Raw genomic sequence first — 16882 nt, 5'->3', positions numbered from 1 at the left:
AATGAAAAAAAAGTCGACTTGGATTTTGATTTTGTTGGTGGTCTTGATTGCGCTTGTTACGTATTTGCTGTTTTCCCTGAACCGGTCGGCAGGCCAATCCGCCCCGCCGGAAGCCGCAATCGCCAACGTTATTCGGCTACAGGCGACGAAAGAGGACATTGTCAATACGATCGAAGTGAAAGGCAAATCCACTTACGCGGAAGAAACCTGGGTGTACGCGCCGTTTGCTTCCGAAGTGAAAGCATGGAAGGTGCGGGACGGCAGCCAGGTGGCCAAAGGCCAGGTGCTGTTCCAACTGGAGGACTCGGCCCTTCGCGACAGCATCGAACTGGCGAAGGCGAATTTGCGCAAGCAGGAGCTCGACCTTAAACTGAGCCAAATGCAGAAGCAGGTCAAGGAAGAGGAGGTGGAGACGGCGGAATGGGGCGACCGGAGCGCCGCTTTGGAACAGTACGCCAACTCGGAGCGGGAGACGGCGGAAGCCGAGCTGGCCGAAGCGCAGCTGGACATTGCCCGTAAGGAGCTGAAGGCGAACATGGACAAGCTGGCCAAGGCACAGTACAAAGCCCCTGCGGACGGCATTTTTTTGTTTGCCGAAACCAAAGAGCCGAAGATGGTCGATACCGGCGCTCCGCTGGGCAAAATCGTCAATACGTCGAAGCTTCGGCTGATCAGTACCGTCAGCGAATACGAGGTGTTCCGGATCAAGCCGGGGATGGAAGTCGACATCAAAGTCGAGGCGCTGAAGCAAAAGAAATTAAAAGGCGTTGTCGACAGCGTCTCCAAATTCGCCAAGGCGGGCACGGATCCGGCACAGTTTGAGGTTGTAATTTCTCTTGAAGCCAGTCCCGATCTGATCGCCGGCCTGAGTCTGGTCGGCACCATTCAGACGGACAAAAAATCCGGCGTCGTCGTTGTGCCCACTCTCGCGGTCATGCACGAGGACAGCGGCTATTTCGTTTATCTCGAACGCAACGGAGCGATTGTCAAGCAGCCGGTGAAGATCGGGTTGGAAACGCCGGACAAAACGGAGATCGTCGAAGGCGTCCGCGAAGGGGATACCGTCGTGCTTCAATAACGATCGGCAGATCGACAATCGGCAGCTCGACAAAAAAACAGGGGAAGGGGCGGCAAATTTAGACAGACACCGAAACGGGAAACGGATTATACTGGGTTCATCCATACCGGGGGTGCGTTCAAGGGTGGCGATCTCTATTGACCGTATACGTGGATCTTGTATTTCTCACCAATCTGGCTGTGGATGGAACGGTGCTGCTTACGACCGCGAAAGTTCGCAAGCTGCGTCCCGGACGGACCCGGATCGCCCTGTCTGCCGCCTTGGGTGCCGCCTATGCCGCCGCTATGTTTCTTGCGGACATCCCTTACTTTTACACGTTCGGAGCGAAAGTGCTGGTGTCCGCCGCCATGGTGCTCACCGCATTCGGATATGGAGGGCCGCTTCGGTTTATCCGGATATTCGGCGCTTTCTATTTGGTCAACTTTGCGACCTTGGGCGGCGTCATCGGGCTCTCTTTTTTGCTTAAACAAGCCGGTTCCCCTTGGGCCGCCATGTCGTTTACGCAGCAGGGCGGATTGCTGCTGAATTGGCAAATGCAGCTGGGATTGTTCGCGGCGGCGTTCGCCCTGTCCGCGTGGCTGTTTCGCAGCGCGTCTTTCAGCGCCCAAAGCCGGGAACGCTTGGAGACGCTGATCGCGGACGTGACCGTAACCGTGAACGGGGAGAGCATCCAGTGCCGCGGACTGGTGGATACGGGCAATCGCTTGTACGACCCGTTGTCCCGGGCGCCCGTCATGGTCATGGAGGCGTCCTTGTGGCGCGAATGGCTGCCTGAAGGCTGGGCTGCCCGGCTGCAGACCGAACCGGCCGATCAACTGGTTGCGGAAATGGGCGAAGCTTTCCCGGACGGCTTTGTCTTGCAAGACCGGCTGCGCCTCGTTCCGTATCGGGGAGTAAACGGGAATACCCGGTTGATGCTGGCGGTCAGGCCCGACGCGGTCTCGATTGCGCTGCCCGATTGCGCGCCGCATTCGAACCGGCGCGTTCTTGTCGGCCTGGATGGCGGCGCGCTGTCTTCCGATCAAACCTATCGCGCCATCGTCCATCCCGATCTGGTACCGGCTCAAGGTTCGGCGCCCGCTCCATCCCAGCCTGCATGACAGGAGGTTGTCGAGTTGTTCGTAAAGTTGAAGCTCATCTCCCAATTGACGCTGTATCGCCTGTTGTTTCGGCTCGGATGGAAGAGCGAAGAAGTGTACTACATCGGCGGCAGCGAAGCTCTGCCTCCGCCGCTTACCCGCGAGGAAGAGGAGTACCTGCTGGGCCGGCTGTCATCCGGGGACGCCGCCATCCGGGCGATGCTCATCGAACGGAATCTTCGGCTGGTCGTGTACATTGCGCGGAAATTCGAAAATACCGGCATTCACATCGAGGACCTCGTGTCCATCGGCGCAATCGGCCTGATCAAAGCGGTCAACACGTTCGATCCGGAAAAAAAGATCAAGCTTGCGACGTACGCATCCCGCTGCATCGAAAACGAAATTCTCATGTACCTGCGCCGCAACAGCAAGACGAGAACCGAGGTTTCGTTTGACGAGCCCCTTAACATCGATTGGGACGGAAACGAACTGCTGCTGTCCGATGTGCTCGGAACGGAAAACGACACGATCTACCGCAACATCGAAGAACAAGTCGACCGCAAGCTGCTGCATAAAGCTTTGGATAAGCTGTCGGAGCGGGAGCGGACGATCATGGAGCTACGCTTCGGCCTGACGGACGGCGAGGAGAAAACCCAGAAGGATGTGGCCGATCTGCTCGGCATCTCCCAGTCCTACATCTCCAGGCTGGAGAAACGGATCATCAAGCGGCTCAGGAAGGAATTCAACAAGATGGTGTAACGGTGTAATAAAAAACCTTCCCCCCGGAGACACTTACCATTAACGCTGCTCCCGGGAGGAATCGTCTTGACCCGCAACAAAGTGGAGATCTGTGGAGTGGACACCTCAAAGTTGCCTGTCCTCACCAATGCCGAAATGAGGGAGTTGTTTGTTGCTCTGCAAAGCCGCGGCGAACTTAGCGCCCGGGAAAAATTGGTCAACGGCAATTTGCGTCTCGTGCTAAGCGTTATCCAACGTTTCAACAATCGGGGCGAGTTTGTAGACGATCTGTTTCAAGTCGGTTGCATAGGTCTTATGAAAGCCATCGACAATTTCGATCTCAGCCAGAACGTGCGGTTTTCCACGTATGCGGTGCCCATGATTATCGGCGAGATTCGCCGCTATCTGCGGGACAACAACCCGATTCGGGTATCCCGCAGCCTGAGAGACATCGCCTATAAGGCGCTTCAGGTTCGCGACCAGCTGACGAACCAGCATTCGCGCGAACCGACGATTATGGAAATTTCCGAAGCGCTGAATGTGCCCAAGGAGGACATCGTCTTCGCTCTCGACGCCATCCAGGACCCGGTTTCGCTGTTCGAACCGATTTACCACGACGGCGGCGATCCGATTTACGTGATGGATCAAATCAGCGACGAACGGAACAAGGACATCCAATGGATCGAGGAAATTGCCCTGCGCGAAGCGATGCGCAAGCTAAACGACCGCGAAAAAATGATTTTGTCCATGCGCTTTTTCGAGGGGAAAACCCAAATGGAGGTGGCCGACGAGATCGGCATTTCCCAGGCGCAGGTATCCCGTCTTGAAAAGTCGGCCATTCAGCAAATGCAAAAGCACGTCAAAACGTAACTATCGCAGCGCTCGCCGGACCGGAGAATTGTCTCCGGTCCTTTCTTCGTTCGTCCGCTTTTTTCCCTGTTGTCTCGCTCTTGTCTCCCTCTTCCCTCTTCCCCCTTCTCCACTCCTCCTGTCCATATAGCCTTTTCCTTCCTTAGCGACACTCTCCCCTTCGCTCAGAAGGCGGGTCATCCAATTCCTGTGCGGGAATTCAGCATCCTAGCTTGTAAAAGGGAGCGACCGGTTGCGCAAAGGCTGACGGGCAACAGGTGCGCATGCAGACCGCAACAAGCCTCATGAAGATGGGCTCTTTGCGTAAAACCAGATGGAGCCGAAAGCAGTATTCGTCCAGGTACGTTTGCAGGTACCGGGGTCCGAGGCCCCGGAATGTGCGGTTGATCCATCGCTTGGCGTCGGCAAACAATTCGGGCAGCGGACGAATACGATTGAGCAGCATGCGGCCGCGTCCCACAAAAACGCTTTTTGCATCCGGATGAACGTACCGCTCGGCGTAATCCTGAATTCCGATTTTGAGGAGATAGCCGTTCGGCAAGTAGGCTTTGGATATATGATTCATTTTGATTTGAGCAGGCCGCCAGTTCCAACCGGACGAAAAAGAAGCGGCGACAACAATCGGCTGAAGCTTCCCGTTTGCCTCCGGAGATATGTTCAAATAACGGCCGTAATAACGCAGTCCGCCCTTGACATGGCCGGTCAACGGTTCCCGTTCGTTCGACTGGACGAGGACGCGGCGAATTTTCCGAAGCATCGCGAACGCGGTTTTGTAGGTGACGCCGATCGCCGCCTGCAGTCGAACGGCGTTGATGCCTTTGGCGGTGTTCGAAACGAGACGGAAGGCGGTCATCCATTTGACGAGAGGCGTACTGCTTCCGTGCATGACGGTGTCCGAGATTAGAGAGGTCTGCCGGCTCGGGGAGGATTCTCGGGGAAGGTTTTCAGGGAGGGTTCTCGTAAAGGAATTTAAAGTTGGCTTCGCAGGAAAGCTGAGCCGATGGGAGAGTGACGCTAGCGAAGAGGAGGAGGATCATGTTGGGGGGTGAGGGGGACGCCGGAATGAAACTTTTGACCGGTTGGCACATATATTTAAGATAAACGGTCCGGTAGCCCATTACCGACGCCGACTGCGGGAAGGCGGGAGGGCGTATGATGAAAATTTCCGATTTCCAGACCAAGGACGTCATTAATATTGTGGACGGGAAAAAGCTAGGCCAGATCAGCGATCTCGAACTGGATCTGCGGCAGGGGAGAATCGATTCGATCGTCGTGCCGACGGGCAGCCGGTTTTTCGGCATGTTCGGCAGCGGCAGCGACGTGGTGATTCCCTGGAGAAATATCGTCAAAATCGGCGCCGACGTCGTGCTGGTGCGGCTGGATGACGCCAAAGCCTATCGGGCGGAAGAGGTGGAGGGGAGCGCCAAATAGACGGGGCTCCTTTCCGCGCCGAATTCCGCTGTGTTACACTTAGGACGGAGGTGGCACGGATGGAGCCTTTTGCATTGGCGGCGGACCGCGCGCAGGATGCCGCGCTGCTTTCGCTCGCGAGCTGGTCAAAGCGCGGAGGCTTGACGGCGGGATTCACGCTGCGCGGCGGCGGGGTCAGCGAGGCGCCTTGGCGGTCGCTGAATACCGCTCTTCATGTCGGGGACGATCCCGAACATGTGATCCGCAACCGCAGAAAGGTAGCGGATGCATTGGGTTGGGACTTCGAAGCGTGGACATGCGCGGAGCAGGTGCACGGCAACAGGGTGCACGTCGTTACGCGCATGGACCGGGGCAAAGGCCGGGAAAGCCGCGAAACGGCGATCCCGGGTGCGGACGCGCTCATAACGGACGAGCCGGACGTGTTGCTTACGATGTTTTTTGCGGACTGCGTGCCGCTTTATTTTTATGATCCGGATACGAACGCGTTGGGACTTGCCCATGCCGGCTGGAAAGGAACGGTTACGGACGTGGCCGGCGCGACGGTCCGGGCGATGGCCGAAACTTACGGAACCCGGCCGCATCGGCTGCTTGCGGCGATCGGCCCGTCGATCGGAGCGTGCTGCTACGAGGTCGACGATGCGGTGCTTCGCCATGTCCGGCCGCTTGAAGACGGCGAGAGGTTCGCGAACCCGACCGCGGACGGCCGGGCAAAGCTGAACTTGAAACAATTGAACCGACACCTTATGATAAAAGCAGGAATTTTGGCGAGCCGCATCGAAATGTCTTCATGGTGCACGTCTTGTCGAACCGATCTGTTTTTCTCCCACCGGGCGGAGAACGGTTCGACGGGAAGAATGATGAGTTGGCTCGGCAGGAAATCGGGGTGAACGGTTCCGTGCCATTAGAGGATCGGCTGCGGGACGTGGAGAGACGGATCCGGGAAGCTTGCCTGAGAAGCGGCAGGCGGCGGGAAGACGTCAACGTTGTCGCGGTAACCAAGTATGTATCCGCAGCTGCCGCTGCGAATGTCGTGGCGCGGGGAATCGGCCATATCGGCGAGAACCGCTGGCCGGACGCGGAAGAAAAGTGGCAGTTGCTTAAGGGACAAGCTGTTTTTCATTTTATCGGCACGCTGCAATCACGGAAGGTCAAGGATGTCGTCGGCCGGTTCGACTACATTCATTCCGTCGATCGGCTGTCGCTTGCGGAGGAAATCCAAAAGCGCGCGGAGGCGCTGGACATTACGGTTCCTTGTTTTTTGCAGGTCAACGTTTCGGGAGAGCCTTCCAAGCACGGCGTCGCTCCGGACGAGCTGGCCGCACTGGCCGGCGGCGTGGCGAAGCTCGACCGCGTGCGGCCGATCGGGTTGATGACGATGGCTCCGTTTGAACGCGAAGCCGAAGAGACAAGGCCGGTTTTTCGCCGGCTGCGCCTTCTGCGGGACGAATTGAATGAACGGGCGCTTTTGCGTGAACCCTTGACGGAATTGTCTATGGGAATGTCAAACGATTTTGAAGTGGCGATCGAAGAAGGAGCTACATGGGTACGTTTGGGAAGCGTTCTTGTAGGTAAAGAGGAGGGATAACGAATGAGCGTCATGAACAAGTTCTTGAACTATTTCGGATTGCAGGAGGAGACGCCGGACACCGGCAAGGAAGCGTTCGATGCGGAAGAGGAACAGGAAATTGAAACCCCCGCCTTTGAACAGCGTAAACAAATAGGTAAGCATAATGTGGTCAGCATTCACTCGCAGAAGAACGTCCGCGTGATCTTGACGGAGCCGCGCACGTACGACGAGGCGCAGGAAATCGCCGACCACCTCAAGTCGCGCCGCTCCGTCGTGATCAACCTGCAGCGCGTCAGGCGCGATCACGCGGTGCGCATCGTCGATTTTCTGAGCGGTACGGTTTACGCGTTGGGCGGACATATCTCGAAACTTGGCCCGAATATTTTTCTCTGCACCCCGGACTCGGTAGAAATTTCGGGTACGATTTCGGACCTATATGCGGAGGAAGCCGACTATTCCAAAATGAGGTGACCTCAGGTTGCAGGCTATTGAAAGCTATATTTTGCTGTTGCGCGATATCTATTTTTACATGATTTTGATTTACGTGCTGATGTCCTGGGTCCCGACGGTGCGCGAAAGCTTTGTCGGCGAATTGCTCGGCAAGCTGGTTGAGCCTTATTTGCAGCCGTTTCGCCGTCTGATACCGGCGATCGGGGGCGTCATCGACGTATCGCCGATCGTGGCGTTGTTCGCGTTGCAGTTTATCGCCAAAGGGCTCATCGCGGTGCTAAGTCTTTTTATTCGCTAGGAGTTCACACGATGCCGAATTCGGAAGTATACGAGCATTTCCGCCCTGACGAGAAAGGGTTTGTGGATCGCGCCTGGGAGTGGGTCGAGCGGGCCGCCGAGCTTCACGAGGTTCGGCGAACGGATTTTCTCGATCCTCGTCAGGCGCATATTTTGTCTGCGCTGGCCGGCCGGAACCGGGACGTCGCCGTCCGCTTTGACGGCGGGTATCCGGAAGCGGAGCGCAAACGGGCGATCCTGGCGCCGGACTACCGTCCGATCGAGCATGAGGATGCGGGCATCGTCGTCTTGACGATTTCGTCGGCCGACCGCAAAATCGGGGAATTGGACCACGGCGATTATCTCGGCGCCATCCTGGGTCTTGGGGTAAAGCGCGACAAAATCGGGGACCTCCACGTGAGCGAAGACGGATGCCAGGCGCTGGTCGCCGAAGAGATTGCGGACTTTTTGCGCATCCATCTGAAGCAGGCTCACCGGGTCGAGGTGTCGGCCGACATCGCGCCTTTGTCCGAGCTGAAGGTCGTGCGGCCCGTTCTGGAGGAAACGGTGATTTCCGTTGCCTCAATGCGGCTCGACGGCGTTGCAAGCGACGCTTTTCGCCTGAGCCGCGCCAAGATCGTGGCGCCGATCCGTGCGGGCCGCTGCCGCGTGAATTGGAAAACGGAAGAAGACCCTTCGGCCGTCGTGCGCGAAGGCGACATCGTTTCCGTTCAGGGCATGGGCCGTTTCAAGGTGCTCGCCGTCGACGGCGTGTCGAAAAGCGGGAGAATCCGGGTCCGCATCGGCAAATTTGTGTGATTATGCGATAATCAGAAGGAATTCCGCCGGGGATGTCGAATTCACAGTGTACCCTATGAAAATTCCGCATTTTTTCTCACAGGAGGTTAGCCAATGCCACTTACGCCATTGGACATCCATAACAAGGAATTCGGACGTCGGTTGCGCGGTTACGATGAAGATGAGGTCAACGAATTCCTGGATCAGATCATCAAGGATTACGAGGCGCTGATCCGTGAGAACAAGGAACTGCAGAACCAGGTGGCCGCGCTGCAGGAGAAGCTGAGCCATTTTGCCAACATTGAGGAAACGCTCAGCAAAACGATCATTGTCGCCCAGGAAGCGGCGGACGAGTTGAAAAACAACTCGAAGAAGGAAGCGCAATTGATCATCAAGGAAGCGGAGAAAAACGCCGACCGCATCATCAACGAATCCCTCGCGAAGTCCCGGAAGATCGCGATGGAGGTTGAGGAGCTGAAGAAGCAGGCTTCGATTTACCGCGCCCGCTTCCGCGCGCTTGTGGAAACCCAATTGGAACTGCTCAACAAGGATACCTGGGACTCGCTCGACACCCAGGAAACGCGGATTCAGGAACTCGAAGTTTGAGCCGATTGACAAACGCCGAATTTCCCGGTATAAAGAATGAAAAAGCGAAAGTCGAAAAATCGTTGACGGGAACACGTGCGCCTTGCGCGGATGCGCAGAGAGCTGGCGGCCGGTGCGAGCCAGCGTGAAGCCAAGGAAGCATATCCTCCCCGAGAGGCCGAGCCGAACATGGCCGTCCATGCCGCGGCATCAGTAGGCTCGAACGGGCGCCCTCCGTTATCCGGGCCGGCAGCTTGCACACAGGCTGCCAGAAGTCAAGTGCCGTTTCGGCTGGCGGAAGCCGAACGGAACAAGGGTGGTACCGCGAGCGATCCTCGTCCCTTACCGGGACGAGGTTTTTTGTTTTTACACACGGAAAGGTGGAAGCAAGCGATGAATCGCGTGGATGTGAAGGAAAAGGCGCGCAACCGCGAATTGCGCGTGCTGGAGTATTGGCGGAAGGACAATACGTTCCGGCGCTCAATCGACAATCGGGCCGGACGGCCGAACTTCGTCTTTTACGAAGGTCCGCCGACCGCAAACGGCAAGCCGCATATCGGCCACGTGCTGGGGCGGGTGATCAAGGACTTCGTCAGCCGGTACAAGACGATGGCCGGCTACCGGGTCATCCGGAAGGCGGGCTGGGATACGCACGGCCTGCCGGTTGAGCTCGGCGTGGAGAAGCAGCTCGGCATTTCCGGCAAGCAGGAGATCGAAAATTACGGCGTGGAGCCGTTCGTCCGCAAATGCCGGGAGAGCGTATTCGAGTATGAACGCCAGTGGCGGGAACTGACGGAAGCGATCGCGTATTGGACCGATCTCGACGATCCGTACATTACGCTCGACAACCGCTACATCGAAAGCGTTTGGCATATTCTGGCGACGATCCACGAGAAGGGATTGCTGTACCGCGGCCACCGCGTCAGCCCCTACTGTCCGGATTGCCAGACGACGCTCAGCTCGCACGAAGTGGCGCAGGGCTACGAAGACGTCAAGGATTTGACGGCGACGGCCAAATTCAAGCTGAAGACCAGCGGCGAGTACATGCTCGCCTGGACGACGACGCCCTGGACGCTGCCGGCGAACGTGGCGCTTGCCGTTCATCCGGACATCGAATACGTCCGCGCCAAGCAGCAGGACGGCGTTTATATCGTGGCCGGAACCCTCGCGGAAAAGGTGCTGAAAGGCGAATTCGAGATCATCGGCACCGTGAAAGGACGGGAGCTTGTCGGACTCGAATACGAGCCGCTGTTCACCTATGTTCCGGTGGAGAATGCGTACCGCGTCATCGACGCCGACTATGTCAGCGATTCGAGCGGTACGGGCATCGTTCATATCGCTCCGGCTCACGGCGAAGAGGACTACCGGGTAGCCCGCCAGCACAACGTTCCGATGCTTATGGTCGTGAACAACGCCGGACGTTATATCGACGAGGTGACGGATTTCGCCGGACGCTTCGTCAAGGACCCCGAGCTTGACATCGACATCGTCAAAACGCTGTCCGAACGGGGGCTCCTTTACCACAAGGAAAAATACGAGCACAGCTATCCGTTCTGCTGGCGCTGCAAAACGCCGCTCATCTATTACGCGACGGAAAGCTGGTTCATCCGCACGACGGCGGTCAAGGATCAGATGATCGCCAACAATCAGAAGATCAAATGGTATCCGGAGCATCTGCGGGACGGCCGCTTCGGCAAGTTCCTCGAAGATATGGTCGACTGGAACATCAGCCGCAACCGGTATTGGGGAACGCCGCTCAACGTGTGGGTGTGCGAATCGTGCGGCAAGGAGAAGGCGGCGCATAGCCGCAAGGAATTGCAGGAGCTTGCGCTTGAGCCGGTGCCGGACGATCTGGAGCTGCACAAGCCATACGTCGACGGGGTGAAGCTGCGCTGCACCTGCGGCGGGGAGATGGTGCGGACGCCGGAAGTGATCGACGTGTGGTTCGACAGCGGCTCGATGCCGTTCGCGCAGTATTTCCATCCGAACGGGGACGAAGAGAAGTTCCGCGAGCAGTATCCGGCGGATTTCATCTGCGAAGGCATCGACCAGACGCGCGGCTGGTTTTACAGCCTGCTTGCGGTATCGACGCTTTACAACGGCCAGGCGCCGTACAAATCGGTCATCTCGACCGGACACGTGCTGGACGAAAACGGGCAAAAGATGAGCAAATCGAAAGGCAACGTCATCGACCCGTGGGACATCATCGAGGAGTACGGCACCGATGCGTTCCGGTGGGCGCTGCTTGCGGACAGCGCGCCGTGGAACAGCAAACGCTTCTCGAAAGGCATCGTGGCCGAAGCGAAATCCAAAGTCGTCGATACGCTCGTCAACACGCACGCGTTCTATGCGCTGTACGCATCCATCGACGGCTTCGACCCGGCGAATCATCCGGCCGTGCCGTCCCGCAACAAGCTGGACCGCTGGATTCTGTCCCGCCTGAACAGCCTGATCGCGGACGTGACCAAGGGGCTGGAAGCAAACGACTTCCTCAACCCGGCGCGGGCGATCGAAACTTTTATCGACGAGCTGTCGAACTGGTATGTCCGCCGGTCCCGCGACCGTTTCTGGGGCAGCGGGCTCGGCGAAGACAAAGTGGCCGCCTACCATACGCTGCGCGAAGCGCTGCTCACGCTGTCCCGCCTCGTCGCTCCTTATTTGCCGTTCGTATCGGAGGAAATCTACCGCAACCTCGGCGGCGGCGACAGCGTGCATCTGGCCGATTACCCGGTCGCGGACGCGTCGAAAATCGACGAGCGGCTGGAGCGGGAGATGGAGACGGCGCGCAGCATCGTCGAACTGGCCCGCAACGTGCGCAACGAGTCCGGCATCAAGACGCGCCAACCGTTGTCGGAGCTGCTCGTCTCGCTCAGCGGCGATTTCGATGTCGCCGGCTACGAGGACATCATCAAGGACGAAATCAACGTCAAGCGCATTACGCTCGTGACCGACGACAGCGGGTTTGTCGATTTCAGCCTGAAGCTGAACCTGAAGCTTGCGGGCAAAAAATACGGCAAATACGTCGGGCCGATCCAAAACATGCTGAAAGGGCTGGACGCGGAACAGGCGCGTCAGGCGGTGCAGTCCGGCAAAATCGCCTTTGCGGCGCCGGAGGGCGAGACGCTTGAAATTACCCTCGACGAGCTCCTTGTCGAAAAGCAGGCGAAGCCCGGCTTTGCGTCCGCATCCGATGGCGGCCTGACGGTTGCCCTCAATACCGACATCACCCCGGAGCTTGAGCAGGAAGGTCTTGTCCGCGAAGTGATTCGCGCCGTTCAGGATACGCGCAAAAAGCTCGATTTGCCGATCGAGCTGCGCGTCGGCCTCGTGCTCGACGTCGATGCCGAGACGGAAGCGGCGCTGCGCGCCTTCGACAGCGTCCTGCGGGAAAACGTCCTGGTCCGCGACGTCGTCTTCGCCCGCGAGGAAGGCATGGAGAAGGTGCAGGCGGGAGACAAGACGATCGGGATTAAGATTGTGACGGCGTAATAGACGGAATACGCGGCAATGCCGGCAAAAGGCGGCCGCCCGGCCGATAGGGTCGGGCAGGCCGCTTTTTGGCGTTCGTTTAGGAGTGGAGTCGGAGCCGTTGTGGCAAAACTAAAGAAGCAAAAGCGATCAACCGATGAGAGGGAGGACTTGGGAATGGCGAACAAAAACCGGAAGCCGGCGGGTCCCGAAGCCTCCGAAGGCAGCTTGAAGGAGGAGGCCGCGCTGTTCAGGCGGACGCTGGATACGCTGTCCGTGCGGATCGACAAGCTGGCGTCGGATATGGAAAAGGCGGAGCTTAGGGAGTACGTTAACCTCATGCACCGCCCGTGGCAGCTGATCTGGCGCAACTTCGTCTCCGGCCTGTCCCGGGGAATCGGCATCGCGCTCGGATTCACGTTTTTTGCGGCGACGATCGTATGGCTGCTCCAGCTTCTCGGCGCCTTGAATTTGCCGGTCGTCGGAGACTACATCGCGGACATCGTCCGGATCGTCCAGCGACAGCTGGAGATCAATCCCTATTGACCCTCGTCCCATTCCGCCGCCGACCGGTCGGGCTCAAGCAGCGGTTCTCCTTCCTGATCCGCCAGATAGCGCCGATACGCCCGGTTGCGGACGACGCTGACGTCGCGTCCCGTAATGTCGGTGGCGAGGAAGCTTTCGAGCGGCTCCACGAATCCCTCGTTTTCATCGGCTTCGATGTAAACGGAGTCGTAGTCGGCGATGTCGTTCTGCTCCGCCATGGCGGGAGTGTTCGAATTGCCCCACGATTCGACGATTTGCCAGGCGTCCTCGCCGTCGAAGCCGTTTTGGGTCGGCCGGTCGTCAAGCGAAGTTCTGCCGAACGGCGGATGCAAAAACTGCTCCTCCACGGGACGCTTCAGGGATTCGCGCTGCCTGGGCTCATGCTCGGTACAGTAAATGGCGGTCGGCATCGCTTCAAGCCGCTCGGCGGAAATAAACCGGCCGCATTCGGCGCAGCGGCCGTATTCACCTGTATCCATGCGCCCCAGCGCGGCTTCGATCCGTTCCAGCTTCAGCGCTTCCCGCTCCAGCAGCGCGACGTCCTTGGCTCGCTCGAACGTTTCCGTTCCCGCATCCGCAGGGTGATTGTCGATTCCCGACAACTCGCCCGTCGAATCCCGGTAGGCGTTCGCCAGGCCGAAATGGCCGTTTTGCCGCACGCGCCGTTCCAACTCGGCTTTCTCGTCCAGAAGCCTGCGCCTTAACGAGTGCAGCATTTCCTCCGTGAGCTGTTTGGCCATGACGTTTGTCCCCTTCCTTTGCATTACTTAATAAAAGCATGATGCCGCGGCGACTGCTGCATAGTTTCTCCAAGGCCGCCGCTTTTACGTCATGCGGAAGCAGGGCATGTTTTGGACGCGCTGTCGTTATTTGCATCCTCTTACATGGACGCTAGGCTTGCGAATATGATAAAATCATCAGGAATATGCTCGGAGAGGCGGATCGTTACGAATGCAACGGAGTCGACCTGGAATTTGGCTGTATTACGCGATTGCTTTGTTGACTTTTGCCATTGACTACATAACCAAAAAAATCATTGAGCGCAACCTGGAACTGTACGAACAGATCAAGGTGATCGGGAACTTTTTCCTGATTACGTCGATTCGCAACCGCGGCGCGGCATTCGGCATTTTGCAGGAGCAGCGGATCTTTTTTATCGCGATTACGATTATCGTGGCGACGGGGATCGTCTGGTACCTTCACCGTTCTTATCGCTTAGGGCATCCGCTGTTGCTGACGGGTCTGGCTCTCGTTCTGGGGGGAGCCGTCGGCAATTTTCTGGACCGCGCGCTTTACGGCGAAGTCGTCGACTTTTTGCAATTCAATTTCGGCAGTTGGACGTTTCCGATCTTCAATCTAGCCGATACCGCCATCGTCTGCGGGGTGGCGCTGATTATACTGGACTCGCTTCTGACGGCAAAACGGGAGAAAGACAAGGAGAACGAAACCGATGGCAACGGAGATGAACAGCAACTTGTTTGAACTGTACGATTCGGACGAAGAGGAAGGCGCGGAGCGGGAATTGTCCTGGGCCGTGACGGAGGATCACGCCGGCGAGAGGCTGGACAAGCATGTGACGGACCGGTTCGCCGATCCGTCCGTTTCGCGTTCCCAAGTGCAGGATTGGATACGGAGCGGACTTGTGCTGGTGAACGGCAAGGCAAGCAAGCCGAATGCCAAGACGGCGGCGGGCGACGTGATCGCGGTGACGATTCCCGAGCCCGAACCGATCGAGGCCGCTCCGGAACCGATTCCGCTCGACGTCGTTTACGAGGACGAAGACGTCATCGTCATCAACAAGCCGCGGGGCATGGTCGTGCATCCGGCGCCGGGGCATTCGTCCGGCACGGTCGTCAACGCGCTGCTTTATCATTGCCGGGACTTGTCCGGCATTAACGGCGCCGTCCGGCCGGGCATCGTCCACCGGATCGACAAGGATACGACCGGCCTGCTGATGGCCGCCAAAAACGATGCGGCCCATGCTTCGCTCGCCGCGCAGCTCAAAGCGCATTCGGTGATCCGCCGCTACACCGCCCTCGTTCGGGGTGTGCTTCCGCACGACCGGGGAACGATCGACGCGCCGATCGGGCGGGACAAGCACGACCGGAAAATGTTCACGGTCACGGATCGGGGGGCCAAACCTGCGGTCACGCATTTTTCGGTGGTGGAGCGCTTCCCCGATTATACGCTTGTCGAGCTGCGGCTGGAGACGGGACGGACTCACCAGATCAGGGTGCATATGAAATATATCGGGCATCCGCTCGTGGGCGACCCGGTTTACGGCGGACGCGGGGGGAAAAACCTCGGTCTCGACGGACAAGCGCTGCATGCGGGCGTGCTCGGCTTCGTGCATCCCCGGACGGGCGAAACGATGGAGTTCAGCGCGCCGCTGCCGGCCGACATGGAGCATGTCCTTCGCATGCTCAGGACAAGATAAACAAGGCTTGCAAATCCTGCAAAAGTTCTGCGGAATAATCCATGGAGCGCTTAGCCCGATTGCGTCATATTAGAATACGTACCCCTGTGTCCAGGAAGCGGCCAGGATTGTGTTCGAGACTATTTGCAGGCGAGGAGTGTTGCAACGTGAGCGTGGAATATTATCAATCGACTTACATTCAGAAGCAATTTGCCGACCGGATCGGCGGGGCCAATTACGGGAAAGACACGAACATTTACAAGTTCGAAAAAATCAAGCGCGCCAAAGCGGCCGCCAAAAAGGCGTTTCCCGACGTCGAACTGATCGACATGGGCGTGGGCGAGCCGGATGAAATGGCGGACGCCGGCATCGTGGCGAAGCTTGCTGAAGAAGCGGCCAAGCCCGAAAACCGCGGCTACGCGGACAACGGCATCGCCGAGTTCAAGGTGGCGGCGGCCAAATATTTGAAAGACGTGTTCGGCGTAGACGGCATCGATCCGGAGACCGAGGTCGTGCACTCGATCGGCTCCAAGCCCGCTTTGGCCATGCTGCCGTCCGTGTTCATCAACCCGGGCGACATTACGATCATGACCGTGCCGGGTTATCCGATCATGGGCACGCACACGAAATACCTCGGCGGCGAAGTGTACAACGTTAAATTGACGAAAGAGAACAACTTCCTGCCGGATCTGGATTCCATTCCGGAGGAAATCGCCCGCCGCGCCAAGCTGCTGTATCTGAACTATCCGAACAACCCGACGGGCGCAGCCGCGACGCCCGAATTCTTCGCGAAAGTCGTCGAATGGGCGAAAAAGCACAGCGTCGTAGTCGTGCATGACGCGCCGTATGCCGCGCTGACCTACGACGGCGTGAAGCCGCTCAGCTTCCTCTCCGTACCGGGCGCCAAAGACGTAGGCGTGGAGCTGCATTCCTTGTCCAAGTCGTACAACATGACCGGCTGGCGGATCGGCTTTGTCGCGGGCAACCCGCTGATCGTCAAAGCGTTCAGCGACGTCAAGGACAACAACGATTCCGGCCAGTTCATCGCGATTCAGAAAGCGGCCGCTTACGGGCTTGCGAACCCGCAAATTACCGAAGCGATCGCGGCCAAATATTCCCGCCGCCACGACCTGCTCGTGGCCGCGCTGAACGAAATCGGCTTCAAAGCCGAGAAGCCGAAAGGTTCGTTCTTCCTGTACGTCGAAGCGCCGAAAGGCATCAAGGGCGGGCAGCGCTTTGAAACGGCCGAAGACTTCTCGCAATATTTGATCCGCGAAAAGCTCATCTCCACCGTTCCGTGGGACGACGCCGGACGCTTCATCCGCTTCTCCGTGACGTTCATCGCCAAGGGCGAAGAAGAGGAGCGCCGCGTCATCAACGAAATCAAGCGCCGCCTGACGGATGTGGAATTTGAATTTTAATTCATTTTTGTGCATAAAAATTTAATAAATCCTGTTGACATCGGTTGTCGAACGTGCGATAATTCCATGTAAATGAATGGTTGCCTTTAAATCAGTCCAGAGAGGCTGGCAAGGTGGCGTAGAGCACGATCCGATTTGGCAATAGCTTGGACCTGGCGA

General features: G+C 57.9%; 18 protein-coding genes. 16 read left to right on the top strand and 2 right to left on the bottom strand.

Features of this window, described 5'->3' with window-relative positions; translation table 11 throughout:
* The first annotated feature begins 1 nt into the window (after window position 1).
* The 4 genes from F560_RS0107885 to sigG all read left to right on the top strand — a co-directional run bounded on the left by F560_RS0107885 (window position 2) and on the right by sigG (window position 3765).
* Window positions 2-1078, top strand: coding sequence for an efflux RND transporter periplasmic adaptor subunit (locus F560_RS0107885; protein ID WP_019005178.1), 1077 nt, complete (start codon window positions 2-4; stop codon window positions 1076-1078).
* Between the two features lie 137 nt (window positions 1079-1215).
* On the top strand, window positions 1216-2178 hold the full coding sequence (locus F560_RS22785; RefSeq protein WP_019005177.1) for a sigma-E processing peptidase SpoIIGA: 963 nt from the start codon (window positions 1216-1218) through the stop codon (window positions 2176-2178).
* A 15-nt stretch (window positions 2179-2193) separates the two neighbouring features.
* Window positions 2194-2916, top strand: coding sequence for an RNA polymerase sporulation sigma factor SigE (gene sigE, locus F560_RS0107875; RefSeq protein WP_019005176.1), 723 nt, complete (start codon window positions 2194-2196; stop codon window positions 2914-2916).
* Between the two features lie 66 nt (window positions 2917-2982).
* Entirely contained in the window at window positions 2983-3765 is a 783-nt protein-coding gene (sigG, locus tag F560_RS0107870) for an RNA polymerase sporulation sigma factor SigG (RefSeq protein ID WP_026298155.1), read from the top strand.
* A gap of 199 nt (window positions 3766-3964) precedes the next feature.
* Here the strand turns inward: sigG and F560_RS22780 are convergent, their stop codons facing one another.
* Window positions 3965-4651, bottom strand: a complete 687-nt coding sequence (locus F560_RS22780; RefSeq protein ID WP_156828925.1) for a hypothetical protein — start codon at window positions 4649-4651, stop codon at window positions 3965-3967.
* 269 nt (window positions 4652-4920) lie between these two features.
* On the opposite strand from F560_RS22780, the gene F560_RS0107855 reads away from it, so the two are divergent.
* The 9 genes from F560_RS0107855 (at window position 4921) to F560_RS0107815 (ending at window position 12886) form a co-directional block, all read left to right on the top strand.
* Window positions 4921-5196 carry a YlmC/YmxH family sporulation protein gene (locus F560_RS0107855; RefSeq protein ID WP_019005172.1) on the top strand — a complete coding sequence of 92 codons (276 nt, stop codon included), beginning with the start codon at window positions 4921-4923 and terminating at the stop codon, window positions 5194-5196.
* Window positions 5197-5255: 59 nt separating this feature from the next.
* Window positions 5256-6083 (top strand): peptidoglycan editing factor PgeF, encoded by an 828-nt coding sequence (pgeF, locus tag F560_RS0107850; RefSeq protein WP_019005171.1) that lies wholly within the window; start codon window positions 5256-5258, stop codon window positions 6081-6083.
* Window positions 6059-6781, top strand: a complete 723-nt coding sequence (locus tag F560_RS0107845; RefSeq protein ID WP_019005170.1) for a YggS family pyridoxal phosphate-dependent enzyme — start codon at window positions 6059-6061, stop codon at window positions 6779-6781. The genes pgeF and F560_RS0107845 overlap by 25 nt, the downstream gene beginning before the upstream one ends.
* Window positions 6782-6784: 3 nt before the next feature.
* Window positions 6785-7234 (top strand): cell division protein SepF, encoded by a 450-nt coding sequence (locus tag F560_RS0107840; RefSeq protein ID WP_019005169.1) that lies wholly within the window; start codon window positions 6785-6787, stop codon window positions 7232-7234.
* A gap of 7 nt (window positions 7235-7241) precedes the next feature.
* The gene (locus F560_RS0107835) at window positions 7242-7511 is read left to right on the top strand and encodes a YggT family protein (RefSeq protein WP_019005168.1); all 270 of its coding nucleotides are present in this window, start codon (window positions 7242-7244) and stop codon (window positions 7509-7511) included.
* Window positions 7512-7522: 11 nt separating this feature from the next.
* The gene (locus F560_RS0107830; protein WP_019005167.1) at window positions 7523-8308 is read left to right on the top strand and encodes a YlmH family RNA-binding protein; all 786 of its coding nucleotides are present in this window, start codon (window positions 7523-7525) and stop codon (window positions 8306-8308) included.
* Window positions 8309-8401: 93 nt separating this feature from the next.
* Window positions 8402-8893, top strand: a complete 492-nt coding sequence (locus F560_RS0107825) for a DivIVA domain-containing protein (protein WP_026298153.1) — start codon at window positions 8402-8404, stop codon at window positions 8891-8893.
* Window positions 8894-9265: 372 nt separating this feature from the next.
* Window positions 9266-12361, top strand: a complete 3096-nt coding sequence (gene ileS / locus F560_RS0107820) for an isoleucine--tRNA ligase (RefSeq protein WP_019005165.1) — start codon at window positions 9266-9268, stop codon at window positions 12359-12361.
* Between the two features lie 156 nt (window positions 12362-12517).
* Window positions 12518-12886 (top strand): DUF5665 domain-containing protein, encoded by a 369-nt coding sequence (locus F560_RS0107815; RefSeq protein WP_019005164.1) that lies wholly within the window; start codon window positions 12518-12520, stop codon window positions 12884-12886.
* On the opposite strand, the gene F560_RS0107810 is transcribed toward F560_RS0107815, so the two are convergent.
* Window positions 12880-13626, bottom strand: coding sequence for a TraR/DksA C4-type zinc finger protein (locus tag F560_RS0107810; RefSeq protein WP_019005163.1), 747 nt, complete (start codon window positions 13624-13626; stop codon window positions 12880-12882). The two genes, F560_RS0107815 and F560_RS0107810, sit on opposite strands and share 7 nt — an antisense overlap.
* Before the next feature lie 211 nt (window positions 13627-13837).
* Between F560_RS0107810 and lspA the strand changes: the two genes are divergently transcribed.
* From lspA to F560_RS0107795, 3 genes are all read left to right on the top strand, one after another.
* Complete coding sequence (gene lspA, locus F560_RS0107805; RefSeq protein WP_019005162.1) at window positions 13838-14368, top strand: signal peptidase II; 531 nt, start codon at window positions 13838-13840, stop codon at window positions 14366-14368.
* On the top strand, window positions 14337-15323 hold the full coding sequence (locus F560_RS0107800) for an RluA family pseudouridine synthase (protein WP_019005161.1): 987 nt from the start codon (window positions 14337-14339) through the stop codon (window positions 15321-15323). Before lspA ends, F560_RS0107800 begins: the two co-directional genes overlap by 32 nt.
* A gap of 146 nt (window positions 15324-15469) precedes the next feature.
* Window positions 15470-16723: an LL-diaminopimelate aminotransferase gene (locus tag F560_RS0107795; RefSeq protein ID WP_019005160.1), complete on the top strand. Its 1254-nt coding sequence runs from the start codon at window positions 15470-15472 to the stop codon at window positions 16721-16723.
* Window positions 16724-16882 lie beyond the last annotated feature (159 nt).

It is taken from the genome of Cohnella laeviribosi DSM 21336, from assembly GCF_000378425.1.
GTDB classification, from domain to species: Bacteria; Bacillota; Bacilli; order Paenibacillales; family Paenibacillaceae; genus Cohnella; species Cohnella laeviribosi.
The sequence above is the reverse complement of the archived record's forward strand: the minus strand, read 5'-3'. Positions and strand labels throughout refer to the sequence as shown.

Coding starts and splice junctions, on each gene's coding strand:
- F560_RS0107885 (WP_019005178.1), top strand. CDS start 2: ATGAAAAAAAAGTCGACTTGGATTTTGATTTTGTTGGTGGTCTTGATT.
- F560_RS22780 (WP_156828925.1), bottom strand. CDS start 4,651: ATGCACGGAAGCAGTACGCCTCTCGTCAAATGGATGACCGCCTTCCGT.
- F560_RS0107855 (WP_019005172.1), top strand. CDS start 4,921: ATGAAAATTTCCGATTTCCAGACCAAGGACGTCATTAATATTGTGGAC.
- pgeF (WP_019005171.1), top strand. CDS start 5,256: ATGGAGCCTTTTGCATTGGCGGCGGACCGCGCGCAGGATGCCGCGCTG.
- F560_RS0107840 (WP_019005169.1), top strand. CDS start 6,785: ATGAGCGTCATGAACAAGTTCTTGAACTATTTCGGATTGCAGGAGGAG.
- F560_RS0107830 (WP_019005167.1), top strand. CDS start 7,523: ATGCCGAATTCGGAAGTATACGAGCATTTCCGCCCTGACGAGAAAGGG.
- F560_RS0107825 (WP_026298153.1), top strand. CDS start 8,402: ATGCCACTTACGCCATTGGACATCCATAACAAGGAATTCGGACGTCGG.
- ileS (WP_019005165.1), top strand. CDS start 9,266: ATGAATCGCGTGGATGTGAAGGAAAAGGCGCGCAACCGCGAATTGCGC.
- F560_RS0107815 (WP_019005164.1), top strand. CDS start 12,518: ATGGCGAACAAAAACCGGAAGCCGGCGGGTCCCGAAGCCTCCGAAGGC.
- F560_RS0107810 (WP_019005163.1), bottom strand. CDS start 13,626: ATGGCCAAACAGCTCACGGAGGAAATGCTGCACTCGTTAAGGCGCAGG.
- lspA (WP_019005162.1), top strand. CDS start 13,838: ATGCAACGGAGTCGACCTGGAATTTGGCTGTATTACGCGATTGCTTTG.
- F560_RS0107800 (WP_019005161.1), top strand. CDS start 14,337: ATGGCAACGGAGATGAACAGCAACTTGTTTGAACTGTACGATTCGGAC.